The sequence below is a fragment of the Cupriavidus sp. 05T313 genome (assembly GCF_056396665.1).
Genome location: NZ_JBFTLX010000218.1, coordinates 1 through 12,253 on the forward strand (window position 1 = coordinate 1; position 12,253 = coordinate 12,253).

Annotated in this window: 12 protein-coding genes; 2 read left to right on the plus strand and 10 right to left on the minus strand. The window is 61.7% G+C overall.

Going from position 1 to position 12,253, the window contains the following annotated elements; translation table 11 throughout:
* Positions 1 to 465: 465 nt before the first annotated feature.
* A complete protein-coding gene (locus tag AC1DKD_RS32095; protein WP_441629518.1) occupies positions 466 to 1,539 on the minus strand; it encodes a helix-turn-helix domain-containing protein in 1,074 nt (357 codons plus the stop codon).
* A 606-nt stretch (positions 1,540 to 2,145) separates the two neighbouring features.
* Between AC1DKD_RS32095 and AC1DKD_RS32100 the strand changes: the two genes are divergently transcribed.
* On the plus strand, positions 2,146 to 2,961 hold the full coding sequence (locus tag AC1DKD_RS32100; protein WP_441629519.1) for an arylamine N-acetyltransferase family protein: 816 nt from the start codon (positions 2,146 to 2,148) through the stop codon (positions 2,959 to 2,961).
* Between the two features lie 554 nt (positions 2,962 to 3,515).
* Here the strand turns inward: AC1DKD_RS32100 and AC1DKD_RS32105 are convergent.
* From AC1DKD_RS32105 to AC1DKD_RS32145, 9 genes are all read right to left on the minus strand, one after another.
* The gene (locus tag AC1DKD_RS32105) at positions 3,516 to 4,772 is read right to left on the minus strand and encodes an MFS transporter (RefSeq protein ID WP_477111786.1); all 1,257 of its coding nucleotides are present in this window, start codon (positions 4,770 to 4,772) and stop codon (positions 3,516 to 3,518) included.
* Positions 4,773 to 4,811: 39 nt separating this feature from the next.
* The gene (locus tag AC1DKD_RS32110; protein ID WP_477111787.1) at positions 4,812 to 5,372 is read right to left on the minus strand and encodes a 3-keto-alpha-glucoside-1,2-lyase-like domain-containing protein; all 561 of its coding nucleotides are present in this window, start codon (positions 5,370 to 5,372) and stop codon (positions 4,812 to 4,814) included.
* Between the two features lie 100 nt (positions 5,373 to 5,472).
* Entirely contained in the window at positions 5,473 to 5,931 is a 459-nt protein-coding gene (locus tag AC1DKD_RS32115; protein ID WP_477144151.1) for a chromate resistance protein ChrB domain-containing protein, read from the minus strand.
* Positions 5,932 to 5,941: 10 nt separating this feature from the next.
* A complete protein-coding gene (gene chrE, locus AC1DKD_RS32120; RefSeq protein ID WP_477111788.1) occupies positions 5,942 to 6,268 on the minus strand; it encodes a rhodanese family chromate resistance protein ChrE in 327 nt (108 codons plus the stop codon).
* Positions 6,269 to 6,284: 16 nt separating this feature from the next.
* Complete coding sequence (locus tag AC1DKD_RS32125; RefSeq protein ID WP_477111789.1) at positions 6,285 to 6,875, minus strand: superoxide dismutase; 591 nt, start codon at positions 6,873 to 6,875, stop codon at positions 6,285 to 6,287.
* Positions 6,876 to 6,898: 23 nt separating this feature from the next.
* On the minus strand, positions 6,899 to 8,104 hold the full coding sequence (locus AC1DKD_RS32130; RefSeq protein ID WP_441629524.1) for a chromate transporter: 1,206 nt from the start codon (positions 8,102 to 8,104) through the stop codon (positions 6,899 to 6,901).
* A 30-nt stretch (positions 8,105 to 8,134) separates the two neighbouring features.
* On the minus strand, positions 8,135 to 9,097 hold the full coding sequence (locus AC1DKD_RS32135) for a chromate resistance protein ChrB domain-containing protein (protein WP_441629525.1): 963 nt from the start codon (positions 9,095 to 9,097) through the stop codon (positions 8,135 to 8,137).
* Positions 9,098 to 9,445: 348 nt separating this feature from the next.
* Positions 9,446 to 9,979: a G/U mismatch-specific DNA glycosylase gene (gene mug / locus AC1DKD_RS32140; protein WP_441629526.1), complete on the minus strand. Its 534-nt coding sequence runs from the start codon at positions 9,977 to 9,979 to the stop codon at positions 9,446 to 9,448.
* Positions 9,980 to 9,991: 12 nt separating this feature from the next.
* Positions 9,992 to 10,981 (minus strand): SLAC1 anion channel family protein, encoded by a 990-nt coding sequence (locus tag AC1DKD_RS32145; protein WP_441629527.1) that lies wholly within the window; start codon positions 10,979 to 10,981, stop codon positions 9,992 to 9,994.
* Positions 10,982 to 11,156: 175 nt separating this feature from the next.
* Between AC1DKD_RS32145 and AC1DKD_RS32150 the strand changes: the two genes are divergently transcribed.
* Positions 11,157 to 12,065 (plus strand): LysR substrate-binding domain-containing protein, encoded by a 909-nt coding sequence (locus AC1DKD_RS32150; RefSeq protein ID WP_441629577.1) that lies wholly within the window; start codon positions 11,157 to 11,159, stop codon positions 12,063 to 12,065.
* The last annotated feature ends 188 nt before the right edge of the window (positions 12,066 to 12,253 follow it).

The window sequence follows — 12,253 nt, forward strand, 5'->3', positions numbered from 1 at the left end:
TGCGGGTCGGGTGCTCGTAGGCCCCGACGATATATGCCTTGCCTTTGATGCTCACGCTGGTCTTCTCCAGGTATCCGATGTCGGCACTTTGTTCGCACATCGTAGCCGCACACCCGGGACACCAGGCAAGCTGAAGATGGTGCCCTACCCAATTAAGGTGGGGTGACAGCGAGTGATACGTACGTATAAATGGATGCCGATGCACCCTTGCGGCGGCGTGCGGAGGGTTGCCGCTTTGTACCCGGAGCTAGCATGACGAGGCCGGGGCGGCTGGCAACGCGCTCCCGGAACGCCTCCCCGCGATGGATTCGGTTTCGCAGGCACCTCGGAACGAGAGACGCCGATGCCCGACGCGGCTCCTTGCAAGGCGCTGATCGCGGCGGACGACGTGGTGATGACGGGACTGGTGGCGAAGACCTGCCTTGAAAGGCAGGGGGGGATGTTGGGGTGTTCAACACTGCCCGTCTATGCGAAGCGCTCCTGTGCCGCATGTTTGCGCCGGAGCAACGGCGCGTACTCGTGCAACTCCCGCGGCGCGATGTCGAAGGCGCGACGGAATGCACGCGTAAAGCTCGACGCATCATTGAAACCCAACCCCGAGGCAATGTCCTGTACCTCGATATGCGGAAAGCGCACCAGCTCATTGGCTGCCATGCGCAGCCTGCGGCTGCGGATATAAGCGGCCAGGCCGCCTTCATGCTCAAAGAGACGGTACACGCTGGCGCGCGAGAGATGCAGCGATGCCAACACGCTGTCGGGCGACAAATCCGGATCGTGCAGATTGGCCTCGACATGGCGCCGCACCTGTCCATAGACGGCAGCGCGTACCGCCGCGCGGCCATTGCCGGAAAGACCGGCCTGACGGCTGAAAGCGGCGACAAGCAGCTCTACCGCGGTGATAAAGCGCTGACGCGCTTCCTCCCGGTCGAGCCCGACGATTTGTCGATTCAATGCAACCAGATGCTCAATGATCAGGCGGATCAAAGGCGTGGTTGCGTGAATCCAGCGGCCATGCAGCGAGGCGGCATCGGGGAACGACCTCTCCACCAAAGCGCGCGGCACAAAAAGGAGCAGTATCCGACCCTGAAAACTCCGGATTGTGCACGGCTGATCCATGTCCAGCGCGAGGATACTTGGCACTTGCGGTATGTGCGGCGCGTCGGGCGGCGGCTTGCCGCCCAGGAACTGGCCCGGTGGCCCTTCAAGGAACACGCTGAAGCTTATGTCATGAACGCTCTCGGTCGAAACCCGGCCCAACGATCGCACGGCCAGGTTCGGCCCGGTGTGGAAGTCGAAGAAGCTCAGATTGTCGATCGTGTAACGAGACAGCGAAGCAGCGAAGGTATCCTCGGCTCGCTTTGACGGAGGCCGTATGTCGTAGACAGGACTCATGCGCTCCTGCCAGGCCCGGAAGCTTTGCCGGGCGTCGCCTTGCACGCTGAAACTGCTGTGCACGATGCCGGGCGCAAGCGTCGGCGGCTCCGGCGGCAACAACAAGCGGCTTAGCGGCATGGCAGTGTGTGGCAGGTCGTTGTTCAATGCAGCGCCCATCGCTGATTCTTCGTCCAGTTATGAGCACGCCCCGTGTGGCTGAACCTTAAGTTGAGCCACCAGCCCGCCCGGAGCGCGCTGGTGCAGGTTGCAAAGCATACCAGTACTTGTTTTGCCGTAGCGCACAGTGAACGACTCGCCGGCAAATCGATCGTTTCAGTGCTTGGAAACCACACACTATCTTGAGCAGACCGACTATCGGTGACCGCATGGCATTTCCGTCCCGGCTTGCCGGAATGACCGCTTTCGAGGAGGGCCACTGCCTGTTTCGGGTCGACCAGAGCCAAATGGCACACGGCTGCCGGAGGTCGTATTCCGGCCAGGAAGGGCCGCTTAGTCGCTCCGTCGGGAAGACGTTCCGATGTCCGTTGTGCCCACAAAGGCGTCTACTGGCACTAGTGGAAAGGTCTCGTTGACGAAGTGTTTGGTTCCGCACAGACGCGCCCAGATCTTCGGCAAGAATAGCCGGGGGACCTTGGTATCCCTCATGCTTGTTGCACGTTCATGCACTTTTTGGGATGGATCGAGAACCTCAACAACGGTCCATCGAAAGGAGACCGAAGGATGACACACGTGCCTTCAAACGAAAACGGAATGACCTTGACAGCCAGCCAGTTGGACGCCTATCTCGCAAGGATCAAGATCGACCAGCCGGTCTCTCTCGACCTTCACGGCCTGTCGAGGCTTCATCGTGCTCACCTCATGACGTTCACCTTTGATGCGTTGGATGCCTTCATGGGATGGCCGTCCTCGATCACCCCGGCGTCTGCCTTCGCCAAGATGGTGGAGGGCAGGCGCGGCGGCTGGTGCTACGAGATGAACGGTCTCTTCGGCGCAGCTCTCGATGCGCTCGGTTTCCGGGTAACCCGTCTGTGCGGCGGCGTTAATCGTGAAATACTGGGCGACGTTGCCATCGGCAATCACCTAACCCTGCGTGTCGATCTCGACTGCCCCTATCTCGCCGAGGTCGGCGTGGCCGACGCCATCGTCGAACCCGTGCCGCTGGATATCGGACCGATCAGCCAGCGCGGCTTCGATTTTTCAATCATGTCGACGGAGGACGGCTGGCTGCGCTTCAACAATCATGCGCATGGCATCGCGCGCAGCTTCGACTTCCGGGTCGACCACAGCGACGAGGCTGCCATGGCCGCCATGCATGCCTGGTTGATGCGGGATCCCGGGTCGCCGTTCACAAACGCGCTGGCAGTCCTGCGTCATACCGCGGACGGCTATGTCGCCCTGCAGAACGATCGCTTGCGCAACGTGATGCCCAACAGCGTTAGCGAACACCGCATCACCAGCGCGGACCATCTCGCGGACACGTTTGAAACCGTTTTCGACCTCGACATTCCCCAGCCCGGGCACGTTTGGGACAAGATCCGGGCGATTAGCAGCGATAAGGCTGGCTGAACAGGCGACACTCGCTCACCACTGGGTATCTYAATGGCACGGGCGGAGGCGTGTGACTCAGCGTTAGGAGTTCCAATCTCTTGGCACGTCACAAAGTGAAGTTGGCAATAGGCTTCTGTTCGGATGAGATCGTGTAGATGGCCGTTGAACCCGAATAGCCGCTGTTGAGGCAGGCAACTTCGAACGGCGCATTCGGCCCACTTCGGCCATTCGCGGCTTGCTCTCCCAACGGCAGGACCGGCCGATCAGGCGACCCAAACGAAAGTGCCCACGACGAAGTGCCATAGTTCGACCCGGTACAGGCGCCGGCTAACGTCGCGCGTAACTTCAGCCACCTCCTGACGCATAGTCACCGGCACGCGTTCACTATCGACGATTACCACCCGAAATGGCCGGAGCACCATTAAGGTGCAGGTTTCGTCGCGATATCCGGTGTCCGGTGCTGAACGGCAGGTCGTTCGCCGGCTGACATCGCGTCCATTGGACGGCGAGAACGCCAGGCCGTCGGCCCGGCCGCGTCGCATCAGACCTATCGACGCAACTCGCGTGTCACGTCAATCGACTGGCTTGATGCGCCGGAATGCACCAAGCAGCGCGAGGTCATAGGTGATCTTTAGCAGGCCGCAAGCGACCAGTGGCGCGCCGACCCAGCCCATCGCCAGCAAGCCGCCAGCGAGGGTCGGACCCAGCGCGGAAGCCAGGCTCCTGGGTACCGCGGTCAGGCTGGCGGCAGCGGGGCGCTCGGGCGGCGTCACGACCGCCATCACATAAGCGGTCCTTGTCGGTACGTCCATCTGCGACAGCGCGCTGCGCGCGAGCAAGAGGACCAGCGTCGCCACCAGCGAAGGAGAGAATGCTGCCGCGATCAGGCATAGGCTGGACGGAATATGGGTGAACACCATGGTGTTCAGCAAGCCGAACCTGCGAGCCAGCGGCACGGCAACCAGGAGGGAGCCTGCGGAGAGCAAGCCCGACCAGAAAAAGAACTGGCCGGCAGCCCCTGGTGAGAGGCCGAATCGTTGCATCAGCCACAGTGCCAGCAGCGAGTTCACCACCAGCCCACCGGCAAAGGCGTCGACGCCGAACAGCAGGGCAAGGCGGGTAACGATTCGGCGGGACGGGCCTAGTGGCGTTCTAACCGATGCCACGCGCGGCTCTGGCTCGGGCATCCGCGTATAGAGGAACCAGAGCGCGACACCGGTCAATGCATAGAACATGAACATCGCGCGCATGGCGCTGAGGAACGATACCCCCAACTGGGAGGCAAGCCAGCCCGGCAGCGCCGCTGCCAACGCGCCAATGGCGGCGGAGAGGGCTCCGGTCAGACTGTACCGGGCGAACAGCGCCGTGCGCGCATCTGAGGTAGCGGAATTAGCAAGGCGAGCCTGCTCCAGCGGCAGGAACACGCTGACGTCTCCGGAGCTTGGGTTAAGCGTACCGACGAACGCAACTAGCAGTAGTGGCCAGAGGGAGGAGAGCCCGGCGAATCCGATGCCGGTCGCGGCCATCAGCGCGGCCGCCAGCAACAGCAGACGGCGCTGTGGGTAGCGATGGCCGAGGACGCCCACCAGTATCGTCGCCAGTGCCGAGCCGATCAGGGTGGCACTGCTGACCAATCCCACTGCCAGTTGCGCGAAACCGAGCGCTAGCAGGTATGCGGGCAGGAGGACGGCGATGAACCCGTCGCAGAAGCCGCGTAACGCGCGCCCGACCAGAAGTGGCAAGGCATCGGCATCGACGCCTGCTGGCAGTAGCAGGCGAGCGAGCCGGGCTTGGCCGACGGTCACGGCAGGATCCTCAAGCGTTTGCATCGCGGTACGCGACCATTGGTTTCACATCTTTTCCCGGTGCTATTTCGTACCGCCGGACCCATATGAGAAGGTGTCGAACAAGGTCACGCTGTCCGCCTTGGTCCATACGCCCACCGCGCCGGCACCGCTGATATGGTCGTCCGCCACATCGATGTAGCGCTTGCCGTCCAGCGCGACCTGGATATGGTTCCCCACGAACTCCACGCGTAGCGTATGCCAGACCTTGGCTTCGACAGGCGCATCCTTGTACTGGATCGTGTGCCTGCGTCCGGCTGCCGTGTAATACAGCGAGACATTGTTCTCCAGTGCATTCGCCCGCGCGACATAGTAGTTGTTGCCGTCCTTCCAGCGCCAGACAACACCGCCTGCCTGGTCCTCGCGGCCGGACATGGGTTTGAACCTTGCCTCCACGAAGCCATTGGCGATGGAGGCGGCAGGGTTCACACACCAGGGGAAATCCCCGGAACCGGACTGCTTGAGCACGTTGGTGCCGTCCTGCACGGACGGGTCCGCCTCGACAGTCCATTTCGGCGTGCCACTGCCGGTGACACCGGCCACCCATCCCGCCGGCAAGGTACCTTGCCTGTCCTGGTTGAACATGATCGTTTCTCCGGTTGCCGGCATGGCTGTCAGCAGCATCCATAACATGAGCGGGATCGGCTTCACAGTGCATCTCCCGAGCAATGACGCGACTAGCAGTTCATGCAGGCATCTTCGGCGGCCAACGATGCGCTTCCGCCTGGCAATGCTGGCACCAGGCATACAAGGCGTCGTACATCACCATGCCGTGCCTGAGCATCTCGTGGTCGTCGGAAAACACCTGCGAAAGCCCCAGCGAGATGGCGTRGAGCCCGCCCGATTGCGGTGTGAGGTCCAGCTTCGACGTGTCCGCCCCCCGCACAATGCCAGCGAGTTGCTGCAAGGCGGGATCATTCAAACGGTACTTGTCCAGGAAGGCGTCGAAGCTGCACAGTTCTCCGACATGCGAAAGTTCGACACCAGGAATGTCATAGGGAACAGCCCCGGTCTCGCCTGCGACTTTCACGACGTTGCCGGTCGGCACGTACAGGAATTCCGGTTCCTTGTCGATAAAACGGGCTATCAGCCAGGGACAGGCAATCCGGTCTATCTTCGGACGTTCGCGGGTAATCCATTTCATGGCCGGCTCCTTACGATTTGCCGATGGTCGGGTGATCGCCGGCGGACCATTGCTCAATGCCGCCAGTGAGATAGGCCGCTCGGATACCTTCGTCCTCTAGCCGTGCGGCGCAGTCCTGGCTGACTTGCAGGCCATGCGCGCAATAGACGATCACCGGCCGGCTGGAGTCGAGTTTTGCGATCCAGCTATCCATGTCGTCAGGGTTGCGCCAGGAGGCACCGGCAATCATTTGCGCGCTGGCATCAAAAGTCTGCCTGCGCCTGACGTCGACAATCTGCGGCGGGACCGGCGCTTGAATCGCTTCGGCAAGTTCGTGGGAAGAGATGGCAGTGGGCATGTTCTTGGCTCCGAACTTACTTCCGGGCTTCGGCGAAGCGCTCGGCTGCCTGGGCCCAATGGATGTTCTGCATGAAGGCATCCACATACGCAGCAGCTTTTGCACCGAAGTCCATGTGATAAGAATGCTCATACATGTCGAGCGCCAGGATCGGAGTAGCGCCCGCCAGAGTGTGTGCGTGATCGGGCGCCCACTGGTTCACGAGCCGCTTGTCGCGTGGCGAGTAGTTCAGCAGCACCCAGCCCGAGCCGCCGCCCAGCGCCTTGCCCATGCCCGTGAACTCAGCTTGCCAGCGGGCCACGCTGCCAAAATCGCGGATAAGCGCCGACTCCAGTTCGGGGCCCAGGGCACCGCCTTCACCGAGCCCGTCGAAATACACCTCATGCAGGATCATCGAATTGGCGGCGATCAGTTCTTCACGCTTCAGGCCATTGAGCATGAAGACGGGTGCGGTCGCCGGATCCAGCGCGGCAAGTTCCGCCGTGATGGCGTTCAATCGCTTCACAGCGCCGCCGTAGTTGTTCTCGTAATGGCTGATAATCAGCTTTTCCGAAAGGCCGGTGAGCTTGCGTGGATCGACGGCAAGCGGCTTCATCTGGTAGGTCATGATCGATTCCTTGTTCGTGCGGCTCAGGCGTGAAGTAGCGGGTAGGCAACCAGACCAGCCAGGGCTGCGCCGATGACGATGACTGGCTCCGGCAGCTTCTTGAATTTCCAGAGCAGGGCGACTGTGACGAGCGCAAGCAGGGCGGTAGGCAGATCGACAATCGAGCGTTTGGCCAGGACGATCACGGCACCCGTGATGGCCCCGACTGCCGCCGCCGTCACGCCATCGACGAAGGCGATGATCCCGGGCCGCTTGCCGTACTTCTTGAAGTAGGGCGCCGGGATCACGGTGAACAGGTAGCAAGGCAGGAAGGTGCCAAGCGCGGCCACGGATGCGCCCGGCAGGCCGGCGACCAGATAACCGATGAAGCCGACCGTGATCACCACGGGGCCCGGCGTGATCATGGCCACTGCGACGGCGTCGACAAACTGCTTGTCGTTCAACCAATGGTGTTCGGTCACGACGCCGCCATAGAGGAACGGCACGATGGCAAGCCCGGAGCCGAATACGAAAGCGCCGGCTTTGGCAAAGAACACGCCAACCTGCGTCAACAGCGGCCAATCCACGGTGCTGACGATCCCGCTCACTGTTGTGGGTACCTGCGTCGCCGCCATGGCATTGAGGCCGCCCTGACGCAGCCACTTCGGCGGCGCCCGCCAGAACCACACCACCATGCCGGCCGCCAGGAACAGCCAGGCAATCTCGGACTCGGTGACGACCGTCACCGTCGCCAGCATCAGGTAGATCACCCACAGCAGCTTGTCGCGGCCAACGCTTTTGTTCGTGAGCTTGTATGCGCTGATCGCRATGATSCCGATGACCGCGGCACCTACCCCATAGAATACCGACTGCATCCAGGTCAGTCCGCCAAACCGGACGTAAGCCCAACCCAATGCCACCACCATCAGGAACGACGGAACGACGAATGCAATGCCGACCAAGGTCGCCCCGACGATGCGGTAATGCACATAGCCGAGATAGATGGCGAGCTGCGCGGCCAGCGGCCCGGGTGCCAGTTGCGCCAGCGCCAGGCCTTCCTTGTAATCGGCATCGGTAATCCACTTGCGTTCATCCACCAGGTCCCGGTGCATGTAGCCGGCGAGGGCCACGGGACCTCCAAAGCCCAGCGTACCCAGGCGCAACATATAGAGCACGAGTTGCCAGAGTGTATAGCCCATTCGCTCAGCCGCTGGCATGTCGGGGATATTGGTTTGCTGCAGGTTGCTCATGGATCGTCCTTGAGATAGGTTCAATGACCCCTAGCGTTTCCGGTTGTTCAAGAAGTGGGCATGCAGGGAATCGAGCACCAAGCCGGTTTCGGCCAGCAGCGCATCGTCATCGGCCAGCCGTTCACGGGCGCCGGCCAGAATCGCCTCGAACCCGCTCGCTTCCGGGACGGTCGGTCCGCCGACATCCAGCGCATGGACCATCCCCGCCAGACGCTGCAATCCTGGATTTGCCTCCAGGGCAAAGCTCGCCAGCAGCACCTCGAAGGAAACCTTTTCACCGACATGGGTGAATGTCGCGCCGTCGAAATCGAAGCCCAGGGCATCGGCGGGACAGTCACCGGGGGCTTCGAGCCACAGGAAACGAGCATGGGGATCGATGAAGCGCTGGATCAACCACGCGCAAGCCACCCGGTCGACCCAAAGATGGCGGCGTGTCGCCCATAGCCGCCCCTGGTATTGCGTGGGGTCGCGTCGCGCGATGGCCCCTGCGGCGGGGTGCGGCTCGCCCGGCGACAGGATTGTTTCAATGGCGCCCGTGAAGTCCCGCCACTGTGCCTCGGCACGCAAGGACGCCTCGTTGGGAAAGAAGTCGATCTTGCGGATCGCCTCGTAGATGCGGCCGAGCCGTCGCTGCAGGCGATTGAGTTCGGCTTCACTTAGACTGGAAAGCGTCTGGCGGGCTGCCGAGACGGACGCGAGGAGTTCGGCGTAGTCGCTCGACCTGTCGAACAACGCGCGGTAGGTGGCGGCGTCGTCGTCCTCTTGGGGCTGTACCGTCAACAGCCAGGCTTGGCCGTCCTGCTGCTGTGTATCGTCGGCCAGTTCGCGGAACTGTTCCACTTGCTCGGCGCCGGCCGGCAGCAGATAAGCCCCATCGCGCAAGGCGGCGCCGCCTAACGCCTTGAGCGTGCGCCAGATCCGCATGCGGGCGGTCGCACCCGATGTGGGAAGGCTGACGATCAGCAGGATCCAGGAATCTTGGGACGTGGTCATGGAAGGCAGCATAGGGTTCCATCGCGCAGGTTTCAATGATGTAGAGATCATTACAAAAACCGGGCCGATTGGGAGGTGGTCCCTCGAATCCCAATGGATCGACATCGCCGCTGCCTGGGTTCGCCCGCGCAAACCACGGGACGGACCAGCCCGAAAGACCGGATCCGGTGTTGCTCGCGCCGCACAAATCGGGCGCGGAAGGCTCCGCTGGAGTCTCGTTAACGTCGACTAGCCGGCGTAAAGCCGGCACGCAATGTCGAGTGGCCTGACGCAGACGACCAGGCAATGCACCCCGCCTTCCGGAAGAGCGAGACGAAACGTACCGGGTGCGCGGCGGCTTTGCGAGCGTCAATCTATTGCAAGGTACAACTCCCTATAAGCCCCGACGAGGTCATCGAGGCTGAACGAGCGATTCAAACCGCTCGGATTTGGCAGGATCCACGCTTTCGACCCGCCGAACATAGCGTTCTGGCGTCCCCACAAGACGTGCCGCTGACCTGAAATGGCTGCGTATGCGGCCTTCCCCAGGAAGGCGATATAGGTGGGGCGATAAAGTTCGATTTTCTTCAGTAACGCCGAAGCCGACTCAAGGAATTCATGCGGTGAAAGCTGACCGGCCCGCGCCGTAGGCCGGCCAACAGCTGTTGTCAATCCGCACCGATGGGCGAGCAGGTCCCGGTCGTTTTCGGCACGCATCAGTTCTGGCGTGAAACCGGCCAAATGCAGGGCACGCCAGAAACGGTTGCCATTCCCTTCAAAATGGTGGCCCGTCGCCACCGCTCTCATGCCGGGGTTTATTCCACAGAAAACGACCGCCAGACCTTCCGATATTGCGTCTGGAAGTGACGTCAACGCAGCTGTCCCGGGTGCGCAGGTAGCCATTTGTGTGCTGTTTCAACCGGCGAGCATCTTCCCGTTAAGGAGAATGTGCAGCGTTCTGACAAAAAGAATCACAATCGCGAGGCTCAGCATGGCGAGCAGGATGATTGCAATCACCTTCAGGGGCCAGGCCTGGACGAACATCGCGTATTTCAGCGCGGCACTCGCCAGCGCCGCCATCGGAAAGCTGATCGCCCACCAACCGGTAGCAAACGGAACCCCCCTGCGAAACACCTTGGGTGCCAGTGTGAGGAATATGAAAAGACCGAAGTAGAACAGCAACCCGGAGAAGGTATCGACGTGCTGCGTAAAGTTGGTGTAGGCAAGAAAGCCCACTTCGAACGGTGCCATCAGGATTAGCAGCGAAGGGACCATGCCGGCGGGCAGCGGCTCGTGGTGAATCATTCGCGACATGATCATCGTAAAGAACAACAGGGCAATCATCGTTCCCACGGCCAGCGCGAACATGTTGACCTCATGCGCCCACGGCATTGGCATGGTTCCGCCCGCAACGGCGATATCCAACGTGGCCACGCCCGGGATGAACCAGGCGGGAACTGCGTGCGCAGCGTCGATCTTTCCCCGCAGCAGCCGGCCCGCAATCGCGAAACAGAGCGCGAGCGTGAAAATCGTACCTACCGCCCACATGACTTCGGCAAGCATCTGGCTCAGTTGGGCAACGACCGAGGAAAGCAGCAGGATAGCGATCGTGATCGTGCCAAAGAAATTGCCAGCGACGGGATGCCGGTATTCCGCGACGACCGCCTCAGGATGTTTGACTGCCTTGAAGAGATAGCCCGCGCTCAGCACGACGAATACAACCAGGGCGAGGATGCCGGCTGCGTCAGAGATCAGCGGAGTCACCCCAAATTCGTGGCTGGCCTGGCGCCACGCAATAGACAGTCCGGCAATACCCATTACCGACGCAAACAGGTTGACGGGCAAGTTTCTGATGGAAGCGGTTGTTCGCAAGGACTGCGGATGGGGACTCGAAAGCGTTGACACAGCACATTCTCCTGATTCTTGGGGACCCGGGACGTGGCGGCCAGAAAGCAGCCGATTGAGAGGCCGCGAATCGTTCGCCGCCTCGCCTGTCGGGGAGATGCGGCCGATGGTATTCTCTTCCACCGATGAAGATAATCTGTCATTATTGGGAATCATCCTCCCAAAAAATGAGAACATGGCTGATCGCTTCGAATCCATGTCGATCCTGGTGGCCGTGGTCGAAGCAGGCAGTTTTTCTGCCGCGGCGCGCCAACTCAAGATGCCGCTCGCAACGGTGAGCCGCAAGGTTGGAGACCTGGAGTCGCACCTGAAAACCCGACTCCTGCATCGCTCCACCCGACAGCTTTCTCTCACCGAAGCCGGGCAATCGTATGTCGCCGCATGCCGGCGCATTCTCGAGGAAGTGGGAGAGGCGGAGCGTGCGGCGTCCGGGGAATACGCGGCGCCCAAAGGCGAGCTGGTCATCACTGCACCCATCGTCTTCGGACGCCTGCACGTCTTGCCCGTGGTCGCGGAATTCCTCAAGACTTATCCGGACATCGATGTGCGGATGGTGCTGACCGACCGCAGGGTGCCTCTTCTTGAAGAGCACGTCGACGTCGCATTGCGGATTGCGGAACTGCCCGACAGCAGTTTCATCGCGGCACCGATTGGCACGGTGCGTCGGGTGGTGTGCGCAAGCCCCGCCTACTTCGCCGAATACGGCACGCCGACGAGCCCCCTTGAGCTCGCCACGCATGCATGCGTTACTTTCGAACAGATGACATCCAGGCAGGTGTGGAGCTTCATGTCGGGCAAGTCGGAGATCGCGGTGCCCGTCCGCTCGCGGCTTGCCGTCAGCACTGCCGAGGCTGCAGTCGACGCGGCGGTGGCTGGCGTCGGGATTACTCGCGTGGTGTCTTATCAGATGGCGAGCGCGTTGCGTGCCGGTGCACTCAAGATCGTGCTCGCACCGTTTGAGCCGGCGCCGTGGCCCATCAGCCTTGTTCACACTGGACAGGGAATCCTGCCGCTGAAGTTGCGCGCTTTTCTTGATTTCGCCACGCCGCGGTTGAGGGCCCGGGTGGTTGAGGTGGGGGTCTGACGTTTGCAAGTCGGGGGGCGAACGTTGCAAGTGGGGCGGGAATGGTCGTCGCCGTAGATGGCCGCTCACGGCCAGTTTGCGACACTCGCTGGCGTGTGTCCGCAGACGATTGAACGGCGGTTCTACCTTGGTGGCGGACAGTGGGACAATGGCGGACCGAGCCCATGTGAAGGTAAGGCCGGCAGACC